General features: G+C 58.9%; 19 protein-coding genes and 1 pseudogene. 6 read left to right on the top strand and 14 right to left on the bottom strand.

Features of this window, described 5'->3' with window-relative positions; translation table 11 throughout:
• Positions 1–24 precede the first annotated feature (24 nt).
• The 4 genes from ACFOTD_RS30630 (at position 25) to ACFOTD_RS30615 (ending at position 2,488) form a co-directional block, all read left to right on the top strand.
• Entirely contained in the window at positions 25–948 is a 924-nt protein-coding gene (locus ACFOTD_RS30630) for a helix-turn-helix transcriptional regulator (RefSeq protein WP_378123734.1), read from the top strand.
• 102 nt (positions 949–1,050) lie between these two features.
• Positions 1,051–1,824, top strand: coding sequence for an SDR family oxidoreductase (locus ACFOTD_RS30625; RefSeq protein WP_378123772.1), 774 nt, complete (start codon positions 1,051–1,053; stop codon positions 1,822–1,824).
• A 23-nt stretch (positions 1,825–1,847) separates the two neighbouring features.
• Positions 1,848–2,201: a nuclear transport factor 2 family protein gene (locus ACFOTD_RS30620; RefSeq protein WP_378123733.1), complete on the top strand. Its 354-nt coding sequence runs from the start codon at positions 1,848–1,850 to the stop codon at positions 2,199–2,201.
• On the top strand, positions 2,198–2,488 hold the full coding sequence (locus ACFOTD_RS30615; RefSeq protein ID WP_378123732.1) for a Dabb family protein: 291 nt from the start codon (positions 2,198–2,200) through the stop codon (positions 2,486–2,488). The genes ACFOTD_RS30620 and ACFOTD_RS30615 overlap by 4 nt, the downstream gene beginning before the upstream one ends.
• 95 nt (positions 2,489–2,583) lie before the next feature.
• Here the strand turns inward: ACFOTD_RS30615 and ACFOTD_RS30610 are convergent, their stop codons facing one another.
• A complete protein-coding gene (locus ACFOTD_RS30610; protein WP_378123731.1) occupies positions 2,584–4,398 on the bottom strand; it encodes a family 43 glycosylhydrolase in 1,815 nt (604 codons plus the stop codon).
• Between the two features lie 230 nt (positions 4,399–4,628).
• On the opposite strand from ACFOTD_RS30610, the gene ACFOTD_RS30605 reads away from it, so the two are divergent.
• Both ACFOTD_RS30605 and ACFOTD_RS30600 read left to right on the top strand, forming a co-directional pair.
• A complete protein-coding gene (locus ACFOTD_RS30605) occupies positions 4,629–5,519 on the top strand; it encodes an AraC family transcriptional regulator (protein ID WP_378123730.1) in 891 nt (296 codons plus the stop codon).
• Positions 5,520–5,624: 105 nt separating this feature from the next.
• Positions 5,625–6,458 (top strand): phytanoyl-CoA dioxygenase family protein, encoded by an 834-nt coding sequence (locus tag ACFOTD_RS30600; protein ID WP_378123729.1) that lies wholly within the window; start codon positions 5,625–5,627, stop codon positions 6,456–6,458.
• A gap of 115 nt (positions 6,459–6,573) precedes the next feature.
• On the opposite strand, the gene ACFOTD_RS30595 is transcribed toward ACFOTD_RS30600, so the two are convergent.
• From ACFOTD_RS30595 to sigW, 13 genes and pseudogenes are all read right to left on the bottom strand, one after another.
• Positions 6,574–7,665 carry a response regulator gene (locus ACFOTD_RS30595; RefSeq protein ID WP_378123728.1) on the bottom strand — a complete coding sequence of 364 codons (1,092 nt, stop codon included), beginning with the start codon at positions 7,663–7,665 and terminating at the stop codon, positions 6,574–6,576.
• 23 nt (positions 7,666–7,688) lie between these two features.
• Complete coding sequence (locus tag ACFOTD_RS30590; protein WP_378123727.1) at positions 7,689–10,772, bottom strand: hybrid sensor histidine kinase/response regulator; 3,084 nt, start codon at positions 10,770–10,772, stop codon at positions 7,689–7,691.
• A 247-nt stretch (positions 10,773–11,019) separates the two neighbouring features.
• Entirely contained in the window at positions 11,020–11,139 is a 120-nt protein-coding gene (locus tag ACFOTD_RS30585) for an S-layer homology domain-containing protein (protein ID WP_378123726.1), read from the bottom strand.
• Positions 11,140–11,317: 178 nt separating this feature from the next.
• Positions 11,318–11,413, bottom strand: a pseudogene (locus ACFOTD_RS30580) (hypothetical protein); the annotation flags it as partial.
• A 159-nt stretch (positions 11,414–11,572) separates the two neighbouring features.
• Positions 11,573–13,186 carry a discoidin domain-containing protein gene (locus ACFOTD_RS30575; RefSeq protein ID WP_378123725.1) on the bottom strand — a complete coding sequence of 538 codons (1,614 nt, stop codon included), beginning with the start codon at positions 13,184–13,186 and terminating at the stop codon, positions 11,573–11,575.
• Positions 13,187–13,279: 93 nt separating this feature from the next.
• Complete coding sequence (locus ACFOTD_RS30570) at positions 13,280–14,512, bottom strand: hypothetical protein (RefSeq protein WP_378123724.1); 1,233 nt, start codon at positions 14,510–14,512, stop codon at positions 13,280–13,282.
• A complete protein-coding gene (locus ACFOTD_RS30565) occupies positions 14,479–14,700 on the bottom strand; it encodes a hypothetical protein (RefSeq protein WP_378123723.1) in 222 nt (73 codons plus the stop codon). The genes ACFOTD_RS30570 and ACFOTD_RS30565 overlap by 34 nt, the downstream gene beginning before the upstream one ends.
• Before the next feature lie 276 nt (positions 14,701–14,976).
• A complete protein-coding gene (gene glmS / locus ACFOTD_RS30560) occupies positions 14,977–16,809 on the bottom strand; it encodes a glutamine--fructose-6-phosphate transaminase (isomerizing) (RefSeq protein ID WP_378123722.1) in 1,833 nt (610 codons plus the stop codon).
• A gap of 638 nt (positions 16,810–17,447) precedes the next feature.
• A complete protein-coding gene (glmM, locus tag ACFOTD_RS30555; protein WP_378123721.1) occupies positions 17,448–18,788 on the bottom strand; it encodes a phosphoglucosamine mutase in 1,341 nt (446 codons plus the stop codon).
• A gap of 68 nt (positions 18,789–18,856) precedes the next feature.
• On the bottom strand, positions 18,857–20,314 hold the full coding sequence (locus ACFOTD_RS30550; protein ID WP_378123720.1) for a CdaR family protein: 1,458 nt from the start codon (positions 20,312–20,314) through the stop codon (positions 18,857–18,859).
• On the bottom strand, positions 20,307–21,152 hold the full coding sequence (gene cdaA, locus ACFOTD_RS30545) for a diadenylate cyclase CdaA (RefSeq protein ID WP_378123719.1): 846 nt from the start codon (positions 21,150–21,152) through the stop codon (positions 20,307–20,309). Before cdaA ends, ACFOTD_RS30550 begins: the two co-directional genes overlap by 8 nt.
• 182 nt (positions 21,153–21,334) lie before the next feature.
• Positions 21,335–21,943 (bottom strand): zf-HC2 domain-containing protein, encoded by a 609-nt coding sequence (locus tag ACFOTD_RS30540; RefSeq protein WP_378123718.1) that lies wholly within the window; start codon positions 21,941–21,943, stop codon positions 21,335–21,337.
• Positions 21,944–22,058: 115 nt separating this feature from the next.
• The gene (gene sigW, locus ACFOTD_RS30535) at positions 22,059–22,616 is read right to left on the bottom strand and encodes an RNA polymerase sigma factor SigW (protein ID WP_378123771.1); all 558 of its coding nucleotides are present in this window, start codon (positions 22,614–22,616) and stop codon (positions 22,059–22,061) included.
• Positions 22,617–23,283: the final 667 nt, after the last annotated feature.

The following is a 23,283-nucleotide window of genomic DNA, read 5'->3' as shown; positions in this document are numbered from 1 at the left end:
TACTGGAACTTGGAGGTGGGGCGGATGCAAGTCAGCAGACTATTTCAAGTGATTTATATTTTATTAGAAAGAGGAACCGTTACCGCACCGGAGCTGGCCGAGCGGTTCGAGGTGTCCGTCAGAACGATTTACAGGGATGTCGAGGCTTTAAGCCAGGCCGGCGTTCCCATCTACGCCAGTCAAGGAAAAGGAGGCGGCATTTCCCTTGCCGACCGTTTTGTCCTGAACAAATCCTTGCTCTCGGACAAAGAGCAGGATGAGATCCTCTTCGCCTTACAAAGTTGGTCCGCAGCCCAATTTCCAGATTCGGACGAGGTGTTCTCGAAGCTGAGCAGCTTGTTCAGGAAGAGCAGCACCAACTGGATCGAGGTGGATTTCTCCTCCTGGGGAAGCGGGCAAAAGCAAAAGGAGCTGTATGCCCTGCTGAAACAGGCCATTTTGGAGCATAAAGTCATTTCGTTTACCTACATAAGCGCGGCCGGAGAACGCAAAAACCGGAGAGCCGCGCCATTAAAACTCCTTTTTAAGGATAGAGCCTGGTACGTCGAGACCCATAGCCTCGAGCAAAATGCTTTAAGAACCTTTAAGATTACCCGGATGTTGAATGTTCGATTTGAGCATGATGATGGGGTTGAGCTTCAAAAACTGCAGCAGAGCAAGGTGGAGGCCGCGGGAACGGAAGTTCCGACCGATAAACCGCCGAGGATCGCTTTGGTATTAAGAGTAGAGCCGGCGGGAGCCTATCGCATCGTGGATGAGTTTAAGGAAGAGGACATCTCGAAGCAAGAAGACGGCTCCTTCCTGGTCACTGCGGATCTGCCTCCCGGCGAATGGCTTTTTCAATACCTGCTTTCCTTCGGAGACTTGCTGGAAGTCATCGAACCGGCGTCTGTCAGGATGGAAATCAAAAGACAAACCGAAAGCATGTTTAAAAAATATTCTAGATAACTGGACACGATGCTGTCAGGTTTTGCTGATTAAACTATCCTTGTACCCAGATACGAAGGAGGATTCAGCAGAGTGAAAGAAAACAGCCCGTACTCGTTGGATATGCGCAAAGAATTTGCAGGTCAACGCGCCCTGGTGACCGGCGGAACCCGAGGCATCGGCAAGGCGATCGTCCAACGCCTGCAGGCAGGAGGAGCCGAAGTGATCGCAGCGGCAAGGTCGCTGCCCGAAGCGATACCGGAGGGGACAGGCTTTATTCAGGCCGATGTCAGCCTTCCGGAAGGCGTGGATCATCTGGTCCGGGAAACGCTTCGAGCGTTCGGCGGTCTGGATATTTTGATTAACAACGTGGGAGGCTCCTCGACCAGCACGGCGGGGGCTTTGGCGTTAACGGATGAGGACTGGCAGACGACGTTTAATGCCAATCTGTTCTCAGCTGTCCGTCTTGACCGTGAATTTCTGCCTTACATGGTTGAACAGGAACACGGCGTCATTGTCCATATTTCCTCTATTCAGCGCTCATTGCCGGGTAAAATGACCATGCCTTATTCCGCCGCCAAAGCTGCGCTCGTTAACTACAGCAAGAACATCGCGACCCAGTTCGGCCCTAAAGGGATAAGGATTAATGCATTAGCGCCGGGATTTACCGAAACGGAAGCTGCGGAGCGATTAATCGATAGAATGGCCGAACAAGCCGGAACCGACTATCTGGCTGCGCGACGGCAGCTCATGGACGAGCTTGGCGGCATTCCGCTCGGCCGGCCCGCCAAGCCTGAGGAGATTGCCGAGCTTGCCGCTTTCCTTGCGTCAGGCAGAGCCTCTTATATCACGGGCTGCGAATATATCATCGACGGCGGGACCATTCGCACGATTTAACAAAAAATAAAGGAGTCGATCCTATGGAACTCAATCCGCTTCCGCAAGTCATTCAAGCGTTTATAGCCGCTTCCAATAAACCCGATCCGGAGGCTTATGTCGACTGTTTTTCGGAGGATGCCATGGTCCGCGACGAAGGCAAGACATGGGTAGGCAAAGACGCTATTAAAAAATGGAGCGACGCGCATCATTTTGGCGCAAATGTAACGCTTGACCCGCAAAAATATACGCAACACGAGGCTGAAACCATGGTGGTTTTTAAGGTCGACGGCGACTTCGACAAAACGGGCCTCCCGGATCCTCTCTATCTGGATTTCCATTTTCAGATCCGCGACCATCAGATCAAGCAGCTGGCGATACAGCTGACTAAAGAATGATAGTCAATCACTTGATGCTGAAGCTGAAGGAACGGAGCCCGGCCCATATCAATCACGTTCGAACGACTCTGCTCGGCATGAAAGGGAACATCGATACGCTTCTCGACGTACAGGCAGAAGTGAATGTTCGCCCTGACCCTTCAGGATACGATTTGATCCTGATCACCAAGTTTGCCTCCCTGGAGGATATGGATGCATACCTTGCGCATCCGTACCATCAGGATATCGCCAAGTTTATCGGCACGGTTCTGGACACGCAGGCATCCGTCTGCTGCTCGGTTGGATGAAGAAGTTAAAAAGGGTCCCGATGATTAAGACCGTCGGGACCCTTTTTAGTAATAGGCATATATACGCAAAATCCCCAACATACGATTTATGCCGTTTACGAATTCAAAGTAACGATCACTTTCGTCATGTTCGCCCCGCCCGCGCCGCCGTTGAACCGGATGACGTTGTTCGTCCCGGCGGCGAGTACGACTTGCTTGCTGACGCTGCCGGTGTAAGTGCTCCAGCCGCCGGTTCCCGGCAATGTCATTGAATACGCGTTGCTGCCGATCGCCACGCCAAACGTCGACATAGCGTCAGCGGAGCCGTAGACGACGGTCACTTGCGCAGTGCCCCCCGTCCCGCCGTTCACGCCGGACACCTGGAAGTACGCGCCCGAAAGGTGCATGTTCTCGATGCTGGAGCCGCTCTTCGTCGCCCCGCCTCCTGCAGTCACATTGCTGCCGGTCACCGGATATTCCGTCACCGTCTGCGGGACAGACGATTTCAGCGAAATGCTCACTTTTGATACGTTGACCCCGCCCATGCCCCCGGTCAGCTTCACCACGTTGTTCGCGCCCGGATTAAGGTCGATGAGCCGCTTCGCGACGCCGGTATAATTGCCCCAGCCACCCGTATTGGCCATACCTAGATAGTAGCCGTCGCCGTACGGATCTCCGCTGGCGTCGACTTTGAAGGCCGGCCCTCCGTCGGCCGACGCATACTCCACCGTCAACAGCGCCTTGCCTCCGCTCGCACCTCCGTTAATGCCGCCAAGTTGAATATAAGCCCCCGACAAATGTAAATTCTCGATCGTGCTGCCCGTCCGCGTCGCTCCGCCCCCGAAGGTCACATTGCCCGCGGTCATCGCGTAGTCCGTCTTCTGGGTATACTCGCCATAGTTCGCGTTAACGATATCGTAGTACTTGACTTCCGTCGCCGTCGAACGCGGTCCGACCGCCGGCACGCCGCCCTCCGTCTGCACGACCTTCTGGATCGTGCCGTCGGCGTTGAAGTACAGCCGGTCCACGCTCGTGCTGCGCAGCGTGCCGTTGTTCGAGACCTTGGCGGTATGATAGAACAAGTACCAATTGCCTTTGTACGCCACGACCGAGCCATGCGTCGTCTCGCTGCCCGCAACCGGATCCAGCAAAACGCCGCGGTTCGTCCACGGGCCGAGCGGATTCGCGCTCGTCGCGTAACGCATCCGGTTCGCGCCCGGATTGCCGTCGGCGTAAGTCATGTAGTACAGGCCGTCCTTTTTGAATACCCACGGCGCCTCGTGATAATCCTGAAGCTCGGTGAACTGCGCGATCGGGCCGTCGATCGACATCATGTCGGCCCCGAGCTTCGCCCCATAGCTGACCCCGCCGCCGCCGGCATACAAGTAGTAGGTGCCGTCGTCGTCGCGGAACACGTTCGGATCGATCATGTTGCTGCCCGGCAGCCCCGGTATATAGCCTTGCACGGTGAAGCCGGAATCGGGCTGGCTGCTGGTCGCGACGCCGATCTTCCATGAGCTGTTCCAATTCGTGTCGCTCGGGTGCGGGAAGTAGAAGTAATACGTCCCGTTCTTGTACGCCGCGTCCGGCGCCCACATGAAGCCGCCCTCCGGCCGTCCCCACGGCACGTCGTCCGCGCTAAGAATCTCTCCCTCGTCCACCCAGTCAACCATGTTGTCCGACGAGTAGACGTGATACTTGTCCATGAGATCGCTGCCCCGGGACGGGAAAATATCATGCGACGGATACAGGTAGATTCGGCCGTCGCTCCACACATGGGCGGAAGGATCCGCGGTAAATACGCTCGTAATAATCGGGTTGCCCGACATAACGACGGGATCCGCGGCCGACGAGGCCGACGTGAAGCCGAACAAGACCGATGCCAGCATCGCTCCGGACAGCAACAACTTGCCTAGCTTTACTTTTTTCATCATTACCTCCTCAAGTGGTTAATATTGTAATATTTTCAACACTAGCGTACCTCATCGATGCCCTTCGCGGCGACGAGTCGATCATAAACTTTTCCTGACGATCTTAGCGCAGTTGACGTGCCGGATAACGCCTTCTCTGTCCGTTAACGCGAAGATTCTCTGTTGCTCGTCCGACTGACCGGGGCCTATAATTGAACAGCTGAACCTCACGATGCAAGGAGGGGATCGGGATGACCCTACATCCGACAACGCCTCCCGCCTCCAGCCATGGCTGCAAGAGTTGTTCGGAGCGGCGGGAGGAACTGCCTTTTCGGCACGATTTCGACAACCTCTCGTACATCGGCATCCAGATGCTGAGCACCTGGCAGGTGGACAGGCATACGCACGAACACTTCGAGCTGTGCTACGTAGATGAAGGCCAAGGCTGGTTCTCCATCTACGGGGATTTGTATCGTGTTCGCGAAGGCGACTTGTTTTTGACGAAGCCGGGAGAAGGACATCAGGGCGCTTCTCTCGGGGAGTCTTATCGGTTGTACTACACCGGGTTCCGGCTCGCGTACAGGCAGAAGCTCGAAACGGATTTCTACCGGCTCGGGCGGGCCCGCACGGCAAGAGACGCCAGCGGCGAGGTGAAGCGGTTGTTCGACGCCGTCTTCGCCGAGATCGAAGAGCCCGGACCGCATTCCGCGCTGATGGCGGAAAGCCTGTTCCAGCAGCTGCTTATTCGCGTCATCCGCCTTTATCGCGCGGCGGCCCTGCCGGACGGCGATCCGGGAGACGGTCCGCTCGCTCCGGCGATGAAGGAGCTGCTTCAATACCTTCACGAGCATGCAAGCATGGACTTCAACGCGACGGACCTGGCCAAGAGACAGCATCTCAGCCGGACGCATCTGGAGCGTGAATTCAAGCGCGCCTTCGGCATACCGCTCGGGAAGTACATCCGAATGCTGTGTACCGACCGCGCCAAATATTGGCTGGCGGAGACGAGCGAGACGATCACGTCGATCGCGGAGAAATTAGGCTTCTCGTCGCTGCATGCCTTCAGCGTGTTTTTCAAGCGTCAGACGGGGATCTCGCCTTACGCCTATCGGCATGCTTCTCCGAATGACGAAAAACGTTAACTTTCGGTGGAAGCCGGACAAAGCCGGCAATCGATCGCCCGCGTTAGAATGAAGGCATCGCACGAGGAAATCGTGCGGCAACCATTGTAACGGGAGGAATCGGACATGTCGGATCGGAACCGCCTGCTGCCGACGGAGGCAGACATCGCTTTTTACGAACAGAACGGGTATTGGATCGCGCCGCAGCTCATCGACGATGCTCGGCTGGAACGGCTGCGCGAGCATATGGAGCGGGTCTTTGCCGGCCAATTCGAAACGGGACGCGCGCCGTACGACGGCTATTGGAAGCCCGAGCAGGGCAACGGACTGCGAAAGACCGACAATTCCCACTGGGCCGACCTGGAGCTTCGCGCGCTCGCTGCCGATCCCGTCATCGGCGAGATCGCCGCCCTACTAATGGGGGCCGACGCCATTCGCCTGTGGCACGACCAGCTGCTGTTCAAGCCGGGCAATCCCGACCGCAGGGCGGGCGGCAACGTGGGCTGGCACCAGGATTACGCCTATTGGCAGGGCGCAGCCGAGCCGACGCTCATTACCGCCTGGGTCGCCTTCGACGACGTCAATCCGGACAACGGCTGCATGCAGGTCGTTCCGCGAAGCCATCGATGGGGCTTGCTTAACGTGAACGATTTCTTCGAGCAGGATATGGAAAAGCAGCGCCAGGGCATGGACCTTCCTGCGGATGCCTCGTTCGAGCCCGTCCCGATGGCCATGAAGGCCGGCCAGGTGAGCTTCCATCACGCGCTCGCCATCCACGGCAGCGGTCCCAACACGACCTCGCGGCCGCGCCGCTCGCTGGCCGTCCATCTGATGACGGGAGATACGCGTTACAAAGCCGGCACGCGCGGCGACAGCCATATGAACGTGGGCTTGCTGGGCGGACGCGACGGCGATCTGTTCGCGGGAGAGGCATTTCCCGAGCTGTTCCGGAGGCGCTGAGCGGCGCAGCACAAAGATCCCTTATTCCGGCGACCGGGCGGAATAAGGGATCTTGCTTTGGTTTTATTCAGCCAGGGCGCTCGTTAGCTTTTCTCCCGGCCGAATCCATAACCGCTTATTTGCTCCGGCCAGCAGCAGGAAGGCAGCCGAACTCCTCCATATACTTCTGCTCGAAGCTCGCATATTGCCGCGCCGCCTTCTCCGTCCGGCCGAGGCTGGCATACAGCTCGACCAAGCTGTCGTTCATCTCTTCGCTGACCGGATAGATCGAGAGATACGCCTCGAGGCGGCTCACCGCTCTTTCCCAATTGCGCTGCTCCAGATCCTCCCGCACAAGACGCCGAACGATCCCCGTATACTGCTTCTCGAGCGCCTGCTCCTGCCCTATTTTCCACAAATAGGGCTTTCCGTCGAGCAGAGGTCCCCGGTAGGCCGCGCGAAGCTGCTCCGCTTGCTCCGGGCTCAAGGTTCCGCTCGCGTTGGAGGAAGCGTAAATCCGGTACGTCAATTGGTCATAAGGCTCTCCGTTCGCCTCCAGCGTGTAGCCTTCGGTCGTCTTCAGGATGTCGAGCGGCAGGCCGTTCTCTTTGACCATCTTCTTCAGCAGGTAAATCGCGGTATGCAGGTTGGGCATCGCCCGCTCCTCGGACATCTCCGGCCAGAGCAGCTCCGTCAGCTGCCACTTGGAGACGTCCGTTCCAGCGTGGCAGAGCAGGTACGCAAGCAGCTCCTCCGCCTTGCGCGTCGGGCAGCGAACCAGAGCGCCGGCCGAATTGCGGATCTCGAAGCCGCCCAGGCAGCGGATCATGGGCAGAGCGTCCGGCTTGCCTGAAGGCGCGGCTGCCGGCAGCCTCTCCCGGAGCCGGCTTGTCACCCGCTCGATCGCAGCGGGCGTGACCGGCTTAAGCACGTAGTCGAGCGCTTGCACGTCGAACGCCGACAGTGCATATTGCTTGTAAGCCGTGGAAAAGACGATGGCCGTCCGCTTCGAAGTGTCCATGATTCGCTGAGCCAGCTCGAGTCCGTTCATCTTGGGCATCTCGACGTCGATGAACGCGACGTCCGGCATGAGGCCCGGAAGCTGCTCCAACGCCTCCAGCGGACTGCCGAACGTCCCCACGATCTCATAATTGCCGTTCCGCCCGATGATCACCTTCATCAGCTCCAGAACGGGTTTCTCGTCTTCAACGATGATGGCACGATACACCTTACGCGCTCCCTTCCAGCCTTCTACGAATGATAGGGCAAGTAGATTGTCGCGACCGTGCCGGCTCCGCGCTCGGAATGCAGCGTCAGCGCCGCCCCGGGAATGCCGTCCAGCCGCTTGCGAATGTTCGCGATTCCGATGCCGTGCCCTCCCCTGCTCTCGCTTGGCTCTCCCTTGGCAAGCTTCTGCATCCTGTCGTAAGGAATGCCGACGCCGTTATCCTCGATCGTCAGGACGACATAATTCTCTTCGATACGCGCCGAGAGCCGGACCGTGCCCGGTCCATCCTTCTCGAACAGGCCATGCCGGATGGCGTTTTCGACGATCAGCTGGACGGATAAGGACGGCACCTCGAATTCCTGCAAGCCTTCTCCGATCTCGCAGAGAAAGTCGAAGCGCTCCCCGAATCGGGCTTTCTCGATCTCCACGTATGCTTCGATAACCTCCAGTTCTCTCTGCAAGGGAACGAGCGACTTCTGCCGATCCGTCTCCAGGATGTGCCGGATGTATTGGCTCAGAACGGAGAGCAGCGAGGCCGCCTTCTCCCCGTCCGTATAGCAGAACCCGATAATGCTGCTGAGTGCGTTGTAGAGAAAATGAGGCTTGATCTGCGCCTGGTGGAAAGCCTGCTCGCTCAGCATCGCCTCCTGTATCGAGATTTTCATCGAGATCAGGTTCTGAATGCGGGCCATCAGCGTTTCTCCGTCGAAGGGCTTCGTCACGTAATCGTTGGCGCCGGACCGAAAGCCGAGGGCGATGTCCCGCGCCGAGTCTTTGACCGTGGAGATGAGAATCGGCAGGTCGAGAATCGAGCGCCGCTCCCGGATCAGCCGACACAGCTCGATTCCCGATACGCGAGGCATCATGACGTCCACGATCGCCAGGTCGACGTCCGGGTACTGATGAAGCTTGCTTATGGCCTCCTCGGCCGAGAAAGCCGTCACTACGTTGAACTTATGGCGCCTGAGCATCTGACGCAGCGTCAGAATATTGGAGGCCTCGTCGTCCACAACCAGCACGGTGTGCTCATGCCCGTCGAACCGATCCAGCGGGCCTTCTTCCGGCTCGATTCGATTCGATAGCTCGCGCGATGCGGCGACCTCCAGATAATCGGGCATCCGTTTGGCTGCCGGCAGGGAAAACCTCATACGCGTTCCCTTTCCGGGCTCCGTCCAATCGAGGTCGATCTCTCCGCCCATTCTCTCGATGAGCTTGCGGCTGATGTAAAGTCCGACTCCCATGCTCTCGTAACCGTCGCGGGGAAGAAGCGCTGACTGCGTATCGGCATAATCGCGGAACAGCGTCGCACGCTTCTCGGGGTTAATCCCTGTCCCCGTATCCTCCACAAATACGATGACCTTATCCTTGTCCATGGACGTCTTGATGACGACCGCCCCGCGCTCGGTATGCTTGATCGCGTTGTGCACGAGATTATAGAGCACCTGCCGCAGCCGATTCTCGTCCGCGAGCATCCACGTCTCCGCTTGAACCTCGTTCTCGAAGCGAACCTGCTTGCCCGACAATTCGAAAGCCAGCATATCGAGAACGATCTGAACCGCCACCCGCACGTCCACCACCGTCGGATACAAGCGAAGTTCCCCGTGCCTCAGATGGGTGACGTCGATTAAATCGCGAATCAGCATGGACAGCTTGGAGGCGGTATCCTTCACGAGCCATAGGCTCTGCTTCTGCCTCGCGCCCAGGCTTCTGTCCTCGTCTTCCAGCAGGCCGGAGATCAGGTTCAAGATCCCGTTAAGGGGCGTCTTGAGCTCGTGCGACGTATGAATAAGGAATTCGTCCTTCAATTGATTCGATAGCGCAAGCTGCTTCGAGAGCACTTCCGTCTTGGCGTACGCGTTCGACACGCGGACGGCCAGAAGCAGATTCATGAAGAGGATGAAGCCGAGCAGCGCGCACTTGGCAACCAGGTCGGTCGGCACCAAGTTCTCCCCGTACAGGCTAATGCCGAACAAGAAGATCATCAGCGTCAACAGGCCGCCCAGCAGCAGGAAGCGTTCGGTTCTCTCCGTCTTCTCGGCCGGATTGCGCGCGTAGAGATAGATCAATCGGCACGCCAGGCACAAGACAGCGACCGACTCGTACATGACGAAGAGATACTTGTAATCGATATGAATCCGGTAGGGAAGAACCACGACGGACGCAAGATACAGCGCGAACGGAAGCTCCAGCCATCTTCGCGTTCTCGGCTTGAACAACCGGTTCTCGACGATCGAGAATAACCGGATGATCAGAACCACGCCAAGGAACTGGAACAATTCAAGCGCTTTATAAACCAGGTCGAACGGCAGATCGGGAAGCATCCGCTGGGTGATTTTCTCCCCGTAGATCGACATCTGCAAGCCGAGCATAAGCATGTACGACCCGAGGAGCAGATAAGCCTTCTCCTTCCTCCCGAGCACGTAAACGCTGATGTGGTACGCTCCGAGAATGACAAGAACCAGGCAAATCGCGAGATCGGTGCCGATTTGGACGCTATTCAGCTTCGTCATGTCCGAGCTTAGTCCGAATTGCAGGGAATTGACGATTCCGCCCGTGACGAAGTCATAATTGGATACCTGCAGAACGATCTCGATCTCGGAGCCGTTCGGTTGAAAATAGGCCGTATAAGGCGTGTTGCCCGGCTTGTTCGTCGCGCGGGCTTCGGAGGGCTGCCCGCTATCTCCCTGCAGCTTGCCGTCGATATAGAGACGGTGCCCCATGCGGATGCTCGTCACCTTGATTCCGTAGATGTCATCCGAGGGGCTAAGGCGAAGGAGCAAACGATAGGTGCCGTAGCCTCTCCGCGACATGCCTTCGCCATTCTCGGCGGTTCCGCGCCAAGTCCCGGGAACCTTTAAGTAGGATGGAGTAGGAATCGAGCCTTGACGGAAGCGCTCTGGCGCCACCAATTCACCCGGATAGAACGCCCATTCGCCATCGAGGACGGCCAAGCCCCTCATCTCGAAATCCCAGCCGCTCAGATCCAGCTCTCCTCTAACGGCGCGAGGAGCTTCCCGGCTAGGGACGGTCGGATAATAGATAGCCAGGAATGCGCCCGCGATAAGGAGAAAGAGCATGCCGATCGCTATATGCTGACGTAATCTCATCGTATGTCCCCAGACCTCTCCCTACTCATGCTCCCCATTCTATCATCCGCTGCTCAAGGAAATCTCACAAACCCGGGGGTTTCTCGTATTCTCATTGTAGAACGCGATCGGCGATCTTTTCTACCCCGGCGGAATGTGCCGCATTGAAACAACAATCATCGAAACAACAATCAACCCGGATCCGGGTCAGGGGCATTCGAAAAAAATCGGCCGCGGCAGCATTCGCCGTGGCCGATCGCACTCTCGTTCAGATTAATCCGGATTGCTTCAGCAGCCGCTGAATCGTCGCCGCAACTTCGGCGCGGGTCATGTATCCTTTCGGCGCAAGCGCAGTTGCGCTTCTGCCGGATACGATTCCGGCTTGCACGGTTTCCGCAACGCCGTTTTTCGCCCATCATGCTACCGCTGTCGCATCTACGAAAGAACGCAGCGTATCTTCCGCTGATGGTGCGTTCAGCTTGTCTTGCAGCCCGGCCGTCGCTATCCCCGTCGATCAGACCGTAGGCATGAGCTGTCTGGATTGCGCTGCTGTACCAGTCCGTCGTTTTCACATCCAGGAAGGACGTTGCGCCGTTCTCCGGTTTCAGCCCCAGTCCGCGAACGATAATCGCCGCAAACTCGGCGCGGGTGATGTCCCGGTCCGGGCTGAACCGATCGCCGGATTTTTTGAATCAGCAGCCATATCTCCGCGGCGCAGGCGAGCAAGTCTTCGAATTACTTATGAACTCAACCTTGACTATGCGCCTCCCGTTTTCGGTACGCTCAGACGGATTCGGATCGACCCTGTCCAGCTTATAAGACTAAGGATAAATACGTACCTCTTTAATCTGCGATGAGCCTGTTCCATTTACCGACACTAGAATATCGAAGGATTGCGGCCCAAGCTTTTGTGCCAGCATGTTGTTGCGCGAGAATAGATCGACGCTTGTCACGTTTTTGGCACTACCAAGGTCAAGCGTCAATGTATGCGGGAAACTGCCGCTTGGTGACCAATAATTATTGTCTGCCTCGACAATGCCGTCGATCGTCTTGCCGGCTTCGAAGCCGGTCAACTGGGAAGACGCGGCCGCGGAGACGATCGTCCATGCCGTCACCGGCCGGCTAAACGTCACTTCCTTGATAAAAGCGTTGCCGTTATACCCGCTCGTCACGTTCAATCGGACGTAACGGGCGTTTACCGGGGACCAGGCATATTGCGCAGCCTGGTTTCCTTGGCTGGTCACGGTGTGGAAGGTGCTCCAGTTGACCGCGTCGGTGGACGTTTGAACGGTAAAGCTTTTCGGTCCTAGCCCGCGCCAGTTGATGTCGTCCACGGCCAGCCAGGCGAAGCCGCTGGCGGCGACGCCGTCTACAACCTCGAAGTAGACTTTCGTGCCTGCGTAAGATGAAACGTCCCACGTATGCGCAACGAAACGGTCGCTCTGCGGCGGCTTGGCGCTGAACAGCACCGCGCCGTCCGACGCTCTTTTCAAATAATAAAAGTTCTGGTTGGCGTTTCCGTTCTGACCGTCGTAGCCCGCCTTCAGGAACGTAAAGAAGCTTTCCTCCAATATAAAATCCGCGCTTCGCAGCGTGCCGGTCGCCGCCTCGCCGCCGGCGAACGAATCGGCATGGTAGAGGCCGCGCCAGCCGCCCATGTCGGCGTGACCGGTAGCGAGCGGGCCGCCGCCGAACGCCGTGCCCGTTGTCGTCCAACCTCCGTAAGCGGCGTTCTCGAAATCGAAGTTGTACAGCTGGTACACATCGTCGAAGGCCAACCACGCATATCCGGAATCGTCGTTGCCGTCGACGGCCTCGAAATACACGCTTGTGCCGATATAGGCCGACACGTCCCAATAGATCGTGCGGAACGAGCCTTGCGGCGGTTTGCCGCTCTTCAGCACGGCGCCGTCCGACGCCCGTTTCAAGTAAAACCAATTCTCGCCGTTCGTGCCGAATTGTCCGTCGAAGCCGGCTCCGCGGAACGCCAGCACCGGCTTCTGAACCATGAAGCTTGCGCCTCGCAGACTCCCCGTAGACGATTCGCCGCCCATAAACGAGTCCGCCCAATAACGGCCTTCGTTGCCGATTACGCCTTCATGCAGCCGGGACGTGATCGGATTCGTCCCGAATGCCGTGCCGGTGGCCGTCCAGCCGGTGAAATTGCCGCGTTCGAAGTTGTCGTTGCGTCCGAGCACGACATGGTCGATCCCCAGCCAGGCAAAACCGCTGTCGTTGTTGTTGTCCACCACTTCCAGGTAAGCCGTGACTCCCTTATACGTGGAAACATCCCAGGTGACATCGGTAAACGTGTTGCTAAGCGGCGGCTTCGTGCTCAGCAAGACCGCGCCGTCGGAAGCCCGTTTCAGGTAAAAATAGTTTTTATTGCTCGTGCCGTACTGGCCATCGTAGCCGACGGCGCGGAAAGACAGCAAATTGTCTTCGATGGCGAAGTTGGCAAGGGCTGGCGCGGGACGTACTGGGGGAACTCGCTGACGGCCGGCGAGACGGCAACCGGTACCTTGCGTTCAGACGACGCCGCCGTTGTCTGAATTCGAAGGCGTCGCGCCGAATGCCGCGCCGGTCATACTCCAGCCAGCGAACGTGCCGGATTCGAACGACAGGTCGGCCGTCTCTTTGTTCTCTTTGTAGTCGCTTAGCGTGATATCGTCGGCGCCGAGCCAGGCATGGCCGGGATCGTCGTTGCCGTCGACGATTTCGAAATACGCCTCGGTGCCGATCAGGTGCCCGACGCCCCAACGAATCGACGCGAACGAATCGCCCAGCGGCGGTTTGGCCGAGAACAGGATCGCGCTATCCGAAGCCCGCCGCAAAAAGTAATGGTTCTCGTTATTCTCGCCGAACTGTCCGTCCCAACCGACCGCCTTGAAGCTGAACAGCTCTTTGTCGATTACGAAATTGCGGCTGCGCAACGTGCCTGTCGCGGTCTCGCCGCCCTGGAACGAATCGGCCCAGAACGAGCCGCTCCAGCCGGATACGACGCCGTTGTGCGAGCTGATGGTCGGCGCCGCGCCGAAAGCCGTCCCGGTTGCGCTCCAGTTGCCGGCGTACCGGCCATTCTCGAACGTGAACAGCGGACTGTCGACGCCGTCCGTATACGGAAACAGCTGCATGCCGCCGACCGGGAACACGCCGCCGAAGTCGACGGTCAACGTTTGCGGCGCCGCCGCCGTCGGTTTGCCGCCCTGCCAGGCGTCGCCGTCGTTGCGCGAACCGTCGATGGCCCGGACCGGCGAATAGGGGGAACGGAACATGCCCGCGGTTGCCGACTGCGCCGGCAGCATACCGTACGGCTCGGCGCCAAGCGTAACCGGCTGCGACGCGGAAGCGGTGTACGTCATTTGCTTCTGCGGCAATTTGAGCGACAGCTCGCGCAGCTTGGCGCCGGTCACCGTATTCCACGGCGCGGGAATGTCCGCCAGCACCGACGAGCCGGCAAAGGACGAGCTGCTGCCGAGCACGAATGTCTGTCCTTGGGACGTATCGCCGACGTTGGCTACTGCAACCACTTTTTCGTCGTTCAGTTTGTTCGTGCCCATATAGGCCGCGTGAAAACGGTCGCCGTCATACCGGACTTCGCGTTCGATACCGATATGATCGGCGAAATCGCGCAAAATCCGGCCCATGAACGAGTCCCTGAACATTTCGCTGTCGCTGACCGGAATCGTCCTGAACAACACGCGTCCGCTGCCGTACGCATACTCGCTCATGAGGACGTTGCCGTCGGCATCGACCAGCACGGCGTCGCCCCGGCGGCCAGCGCGGTGAATGCCTGAGCCTGGCCGCTGTCGGAAACCGTGAAGTTGGCGCCTTCCCCCGGCCGCAAGGAAGTCAGCCAGGCAGGCTTGCTTGCGGCCACGATCGCGTATCGCCGCGAGGTCGTCGTCGCCGCCGTCCCACCGGAGATGCCCATCATCCAATCGCTCAAGGCCGTGCCTTCCGTGACGGCGCGATTGGCCAGATTAACGTAGTAACAGACTTTATTCATCAGTTACAATGTTTGTTTTTCAGTTACAAACAATTTTTTTTAATACATTTACTATAGTGTTCATTTTTTCACTTTCCATATAAGTAAATAAGGCCGTCCTGTTTACCGAGGACGGCCCGTGATGTTTGGATGGTTCCACATGACGTTACTCAACTTCATTTTTCAGTACATAACTTTAATCCCTAAAAACACCAACTTAACCCACTCGCCCCGAGCTTATTCGACAGTGACGCTTTTCGCTAAATTCCGCGGTTTATCCACGTCATGCCCAAGCGCCAGCGAAGCGTAATACGACAGCAGCTGCAGCGGGATGACCGACAGTGCAGGCGTGAGCAGCGGCAGCGTGCGCGGGATGGCGAATTGGCGGTCGACGGACTTCGCCGACGCCTCTTCGTGGCCTTCGTTGACGAGGCCAAGCACTTCTGCGCCGCGCGCCTTCACTTCCTTGATGTTGCTGACGGTCTTCTCGAACAGCTCCTCCTGCGTGAGCAGCGCGATAACGGGAACGCCGTCCTCGATCAGCGCGAGCGTGCCGTGCTTGAGTTCGCCTGCGGCATACGCTTCGGAGTGAATGTACGAGATCTCTTTCAGCTTGAGTGAGCCCTCGAGCGCGACGGCGTAGTCGATGCCGCGGCCGATGAAGAACAGGCTGCTCGACTTCGCGATCGACTCGGCGATGCCCTTGACCGTATCGGCCTGCGCGAGAATGCGCTCGACCTGCTCCGGCAGCGAGTCCATCGCTGCCAGGACGTGCGCGATCTCCGCCTCTTCCTGCGTGCCCAGCGTCTGGGCCATATACAGCCCGAGCAGGAAAAACGCGATAAGCATCGTGGAGTACGCCTTGGTCGATGCGACTGCGATCTCCGGGCCCGCCAGCGTGATGATGACGTCATCCGCTTCGCGCGCGACCGAGCTGCCGACGACATTGGTAATCGCCAGCACGCGGGCGCCGCAGCGCTTGGCTTCCCGGAGCGCTGCCAGCGTGTCGGCCGTCTCGCCGGATTGGCTCACGACGATAACGAGCGTATCCTTGGTGATGATCGGCGAACGGTAGCGGTACTCCGATGCCACGTCGACCTCGACGGGAATGCGCGCCAGGCGCTCGATGACCGTCTTGCCGACCATGCCGGCATGCATCGCAGTGCCGCACGCGACGATGTGCACGCGGCTCACGGCGCGCAGCTGCTCGGGCGTGATCGACAGCTCAGGCAGGACGACCGAGCGTCCGTCCTCGCTGATGCGTCCGCGCATCGTGTCGCGGTACGCGCGCGGCTGCTCGTAGATCTCCTTCAGCATGAAGTGATCGTAGCCGCCCTTTTCCGCCGTCATCAGGTCCCAGTTCACGCGGAAAACTTCCTTCGTGACCGGGTTCCCTTCGACCGTCAGCAGCTCGACGCCATCTCGCGTCAGCACCGCCATCTCGCCGTCCTCAAGGATATAGATGTCGCGCGTATACTCCAGGATCGCCGGAATATCCGACGCGATGAACTTCTCGCCATCGCCGACGCCGATAATGAGCGGGCTCGCGTAACGGACAGCCACCAGGCGGTCCGGCTCGTGCTCGGTCAGCACGCCCAGCGCGAACGCGCCGCGCATCTTGCGGACGGCCTTCTGCACGGCCTTCACGATATCGCCTTCGTATTCGACGGCGATCAGGTGCGAGATGACCTCCGTGTCCGTCTCGGACAAGAAGCGGTGACCTGCTAGCATCAGCTCTTCCTTGAGCTCCAGATAGTTCTCGATAATGCCGTTGTGCACGACGGAGAACTTGAGCGAGTTGTCCGTATGCGGATGCGAGTTGGCATCCGAAGGCTTGCCGTGCGTCGCCCAGCGCGTGTGCCCGATGCCGATCGTGCCGCACAGCGGATCGCCCGTCAGACGATTTTCCAGGTTGACCAGACGCCCTACCGCCTTGGTTACTTCAAGACCGCGTTCCGTATGCACGGCGATGCCCGCCGAGTCGTATCCGCGGTATTCCAGCTTCTTGAGCCCTTCGATCAAAATGGGCTGAGACTCTCTAAATCCGATATATCCGACAATTCCGCACATTGATATATGCCTCCGCTTCGGTCAACGTCCGATGGACGTACCGGAGCCGGTCAGGCTGCCGCACGCCTATAGCAGACCGCGGACAACCAGGGGTATGCATGCAGATCCCCTTAGCCAAGTCTGGCCCGAACGCCTCGCAGGCGTCCCGCCGGCCGCAGCCTTGCGCAGGATAAGCATTACCCGATATCCACGACATGTCGAGGTCCCCGTGCTCCGGTTCGCCGGACATTCCGCTATAGTATGATTCCGATTGGTTGTTCTTAATTGGTTGTTCTTATCGTGCCGGCGTATTGTGCGCCCGGTTGCCCTGAGCGTTTTGTCTTCCGGCTGACGGCCCCGATTGGGCCGGGAGGTCCCCGCCGATCATCCGAACACCTCCACCTCGTCAACTCGCCGCGCGCCGGCGGCAAGTTCTGGCGCTTATGAAGCTTTTGCGACCCCAACCCTGCCTTTCCTTCTCGAATGACGTTCGCGTTCCTTACTTATTACCCGCGGCTCGCGCCGATAATCTAACTCATCATATTCGTTTTGAAAATTCGGTGCAACCTTTATCCGCGACTTTCCGCCAAATGACCGTATTGCCCAGGAAATGACATCGCCCGGCATCTTCGACACCGGGCATGCCAGCATGCTGTCAATTACACGAGCTCCGCGCGAATGACGTCGGCAATCGCTTCGACATGGCCTTCGATCTCGGTCTTGTCCGGCCCTTCGGCCATGACGCGAATGAGCGACTCCGTGCCGGAAGGCCTCACCAGGATGCGTCCGTTGTCCCCGAGCGCCGACTCCGCCGCCTCGACGGCCGCTGCGATCTCCGCATTGCCGTCATACTTCGACTTATCCGCGACCCGAACGTTGACGAGCACCTGCGGATATTTGCGCATGACCTGCTTGAGCTCGCCAAGCTTCTTGCCGGAAGCGGCAATCGTGTCTACGAGCTGCAAGCCCGTCAGGATGCCGTCGCCCGTCGTATTGTGATCGAGGAAAATAACGTGGCCGGACTGCTCCCCGCCCAGGTTAAAGCCCCCGCGGACCATCTCTTCCATGACGTAGCGGTCGCCGACAGCCGTCTTTGCCGTCGTCAGGCCGAGCTTGTCGGCGGCTTTGAAGAAGCCGATGTTCGCCATGACTGTCGTCACGACCGTGTCGTTCTTGAGCTTGCCGCGCTGGCGCAGCGCTTCGCCGCAGATGAGCAGGATGTAGTCGCCGTCGACCTCTTCACCGCTCTCGTCGATCGCGATGAGCCGATCGGCGTCGCCATCGAACGCGAGGCCGAGATCCGCGCCCAGCTCCCGCACCTTGGCCGCCAGCTTCTCCGGATGCGTCGATCCCACGCCCTCATTGATGTTCAGGCCGTTGGGCTCCGCGCCCATCGTCACTACTTCAGCGCCCAGCTCCCGGAAAATCGTAGGCGCGAGCTCGTAAGCGGCGCCGTGCGCGCAGTCCAGCACGATCTTAAGGCCGGCGAACGAGTGCTTCACCGTCAGCTTCAAATAATCGACGTACATCCGCTTGAGCGCCAGATCCGTCGTTACCGTGCCCAGGTCCTTGCCGACCGGCCGCGGCAGCGTATCTTCTTCGGCGTCGAGCAAGCGCTCGATCTCCGCTTCCTTCTCGTCGAGCAGCTTAAAGCCGTCGCCGCCAAAAAACTTAATGCCGTTATCCTGCACCGGGTTGTGCGAGGCCGAGATCATGACGCCGGCATCCGCGCCGAGCGTGCGAGTTAAATAGGCGACCGCCGGCGTGCTCACGACGCCGAGGCGGATCACGTCCGCGCCGATCGAGAGCAGCCCGGCTGCCAGTGCATTCTCGAGCATGGCGCCCGATACGCGCGTGTCTAGGCCGATGATGACCTTCGGACGCTGCGCGCCCCCTGCAAGTACATAACCGCCGCAGCGGCCGATTTTATAAGCAAGCTCGGCGGTGAGCTCCAGATTGGCTACGCCCCGAACGCCGTCTGTTCCGAAATATTTCCCCATGCTCCTCTTGACCCCTTCGTCCCCAATTCATACTCCCCATGAACTGCTGTTCGTTCAAGCAATGATAGCTAAGCGCCATCCGACGACGTTGGCGATGACGATGGCGTCGATGTCGCCGTCGAGGTCGGTGTCGGCGTCACCGTCGGGCTTGCCGTCGGCGAGCCGCTCGCTGTCCCGCCAGTGCCGCCCGTCCCTTCGGCTTCCGTCCCGGTCGGTTCGCCACTGTCCGGCTCGATGCCGCTGCCGGAAACGGCTTCGTCCGTCGTCGGCAAGCCCGGCGTCGGCGTCGGCTCCGTACCGATGTTCGTAATCTCGACCTCGATCGAGGTGTTGCCGCCGCTCTGGTCGACGAATCGCGGCGAATTGACATTCAGCGGGATCGTATAGGTGCCCGGACCTCGTCCGCTCAGATCGGCCTCGACGCTGACATCGCCCGGCTGCAGCTTGTCGAGCACGGCCGGTGCGCCTTTAAACGTAATATCCGCCTGCCCGCTCGCCGGATTCGTAATCTGCATCTTGAGGCCGTTGCCCAGCCCCTTGACCGTGATCGGCAAGCCTTGAATCGTCCGCGTCTGCGTGAGCACGACCTGCACGTCGACGGTGATCGCCGCCGGCGATACCTCCGTCACCGCATCCGATTTGCTCAGCTTGATATCGACCTTGCCCGACTTGGTCACCTCGGACAGGTTCAGATCCGCTTCGATGAAGTCGATCTTGTCCAGCTCCGTCTGCGGTCCGTAGATCGTCGCCTGCTCCGCGCTCGGCGTGAGGTTCGCGACGCTCAGCCCCGCCGGCAGCTGCCCGATCAGCTTGAGCTGGATCGGCACCTGCTTGAACGGGTTGGTGATCGGCACCTCGACCTCGAGCACGGCGGGATCGACCTCCGCCCCCGGGATCTCCTGTCCGGAGCCGTCGTAGGCGACAAGCTTGACGCTCTTGTCCTTGAGCGTCTTGTCCGCGCCGTCGATGGAGATCGAGCCGCCAACATGGTCGACGCGGTCCATCTCGCTAGCCGGCAGCGTCACGTGCGCCCGGTTGGTCGGACGAAGGACAGGCGCGCCTGCCTTGTAGCCTTCCTTGGGCGTTCCCGTCGTCGTGACTTGAACCTCGAATTCCTTGGTCTGCAGCTCCTCCAGCACGACCGTCACGGTCGATGGCTCGACCTGGATCGTCTGAATGCTTCTGGGCAGATCCGTTCTTAGCGTTATCGTATGCGTACCCGCCTTGACTGTGCTTAAATCGGCCTCCACGATATAGCCGCCGTCCGAACGCGCGGCGAGCAGGTCGCTTGGCGTCCCCCGGACGATCAGCTTAACCTTGGCGGGGTCCATGCTTTTCAGCACATAGCTCTGGTCGTCCAGTCCGCGCACCTGCACCTTCACGTCGGTGAACGTGCGGGTCTCGATGAGAGAAGCGACGTTGTTCGGCGTCGAATCGGGATTGAAGTGGACGACGGCCCACAGCAGAATGCCGAGAGCCAGCGAGATAAGACGCACGGCGTTCGGATGGCTGAGCCACTTATCCATGGCCGTCACCGCCTTTCCGCTGCCAGAACTTCCAACGAATGTTCCAGCTCCGGCGCGCCTTCTTCGCGCTCGTCTGACGGAGCTCGTCGAACAGCTTGGAGATCAGCGACTCTTCCTTGATATCCCGCACGATCTGCCCGTTCAGCGCGAGCGACACATGTCCCGTCTCCTCGGAGACGACGACCGAGATCGCGTCGCACACCTCGCTGATGCCGATCGCGGCGCGGTGACGGGTGCCCAGCTCCTTGGAGATGAACGGATTCTCCGACAGCGGCAAATAACAGCCCGCCGCCATGATCTCGCCGCCGCTTACGATGACGGCGCCGTCGTGCAGCGGCGTGTTCGGGATAAAAATGTTGATGAGCAGCTCCGAGCTGATCGCGGACTTCATCTTGATGCCGGTCTCGATGTAGTCGCCGAGTCCGGTGCGCCGCTCGAATACGATCAGCGCGCCGATCTTGCGCCGCGCGAGGTATTGAACGGCCTTAATGACCTCGTTGATCGGATGGCTGATATCGTGCTCCTCCTGAGAGGAACGGCTAAACAGCGTGCCGCGTCCGAGCTGCTCCAGCGCTCTGCGAAGCTCCGGCTGGAATATGATCAGAATCGTCATGATCCCGAACGGGAACAGCTGGTTCATCACCCATTTGAGCGTATACAGGTTGAGCCACGTGCTCAGCGCCCACGTGATAACGAGCAGCAGGATGCCTTTAAGAAGCTGGACGGCCTTCGTGCCGCGCACCAGCAGGATCATCCGGTATATAAGGTAGCTGACGATGAGGATGTCGGCGGCGTCCTTGACGGCGCCCCACACCGTTAAGTTCTCGAAGTAATCCAAGACGCACCCCCCGTCTGGCGTCTCGATCGGGTTTCCCGAATCTTGTCAGATTGCGCTTAGGATATGTATATATTGTTTTCTATAAACGAACTTCTAAATCCTGTTCAGATCCTGTTTAGAATACAAAAAAACCTCCCCGATGTCCAGGGAGGCCGTCTGTCAAGGCCGCCGGACGGCAGCCGTCATGTCCCGTAGGCCACCGTGTCGAACCAGGTCGTCACCTTATACCATGCCCAGTCGAGCGCCCGGTCCACGGTCTTCACCTTGCCCGCGATGTGCGCGGTCGACGCGAGCGTCACATTGCCGTCGATGACGGTCAGATTGCCCTCGACTTCGCCGAGCACCTCGGCTTCGCCGTTCTTGATCGTCAGATCGCCTTCGACCTTCTGGCCCGCAGGCACGATGACCTTGTTGCCCTCGATTACGACGTGCGACAGGTCCCCGCTCAGGCTGAGCTGATCGTCCTGATTCCACATGACGACGAAGCTGGACAGCATGACGACCAGGAAGATCGCCGCCGCCGAAGCCGCCGGATGCCGCTGCACCCATGAGGTCCACGCCTTCGGACTCCGCTTCTTGGGCAGCGCGCCCATGATGGCGTCGGACAGATGGGACGGCGCAGCCGGGACAGGATGGGCATATATCAAAGCTTCCGTACGCTCAAGCGCCCCGTAACGCGCCTCGCAGGCCGGACATTCGCGAAGATGTTGCTGCAGCAGCACGGACTCCTCGCGGGACAGGTCGCCGTCGAGGTAATCGTGCATCCGCTTAACGGCATCGTTGCACTTCATGATAGCCATCCCTTTCTGCACAGGAGAACATAAAGCCTCCTTTGCGAATGCTTCTATACTGTACGTTCCCCGTCTTAAGACGGTTTCATCTTTGGCGAAAATATGGGCCGCATCCTTAAAGCTTGTGCTCCAGCTTCTTGCGCAGGAATTCGCGGCCTCGATGCACGCGCGTCTTGATCGTCGTCACCGGCATATCCAGCACGTCCGAGATCTCCTGCAGCGACATGTCCTGCAGATAGCGCAGCACCATCACCGACTTGTACTTGACCGGCAGCGTGTCGATCGCGTCCCGAATGATGCGCTGCGTCTCCGACAGGATCAGCTCGCTCTCGGGCGTCCGGTCGTCGCTCGGCAGCATTGCGTAGCCGTCGAGTCCCTCGTGCTCGGAAGACTCGGCGTCAAGCGAATAGATCGGACGGCGCTTGCGCAATCGGTCAATGCACAGATTGGTCGCGATCCGGTAGATCCAGGTCGAGAACTTCTGGTTCTCGTCGTACCGGTCCAGATTGCGGTATACGCGCAGAAAACACTCCTGGACGACGTCCTCCGCCTCCTGGCGGTTGTTCATCATCCGGTAAGCCAGATGGTACAGCTTGTCCTTGTATAAATCCACGATCTCCGCGAACGCGCGCTGATCCCCCTTGCGGGCCAGCTTCGCAAGTCGCGTCTCAATTGGCTTCAACGTGTTAACCCTCACCTTCTTCGCCGGTCGCCCGGCGCTCGGCCCGTCTCGTCCGCTCGGCATCGCGATGCCGGCGAGCAGGACGCCAAGGCCCGGTCGGGTCGGGAAGACCCTTCGCATGATGCGATCAAGAAAATGGTAATGCACCTGTATGAAAAAAGCAAGACGCGGGCGTCCGGAATTCCTCTCTGCTTCGCACGCTCAAATGCATCGCGCCTACACAATCCATCTTTTCGCCCCTATCGGTCAGTTCAACTTAGTTTGGGAAACTGGCGCCGCGCGGAACCCCCATCGACGGCTCGTCGTCCGACAACCGTTTCGATGGGCCAACTTATCCCGCCAGCGTCTTTTTTCGCAGCATTGCCTGCAAATATACATCTTTTTTACCGACTCAGATCTGTTTTTTCAATATAGATGCAAATGTGCAGTTATTTTCCTTCGATCGCCGGATTTTCGGATTGCGCTCTGCATTTACCTGCAAATGCGGCTAGGCCCCCTAAAACTGGAGTCATGCCCTACAATGATTAGATTTTTACAGCGTAGGTCTTTATTTCGCGCGATTACACCGATCTGTAATAGTCTGAAGCGTCTTCCAATGTCTTGACCCATGCCGCAAATTCTGTTGGAGCCATGTTCTTTAAACTGCCGTGCATCTTGC

Source organism: Cohnella sp. GCM10012308, from assembly GCF_042649185.1.
Lineage (GTDB): Bacteria > Bacillota > Bacilli > Paenibacillales > Paenibacillaceae > Cohnella.
This window is presented reverse-complemented; position numbering and strand designations above follow the sequence as displayed.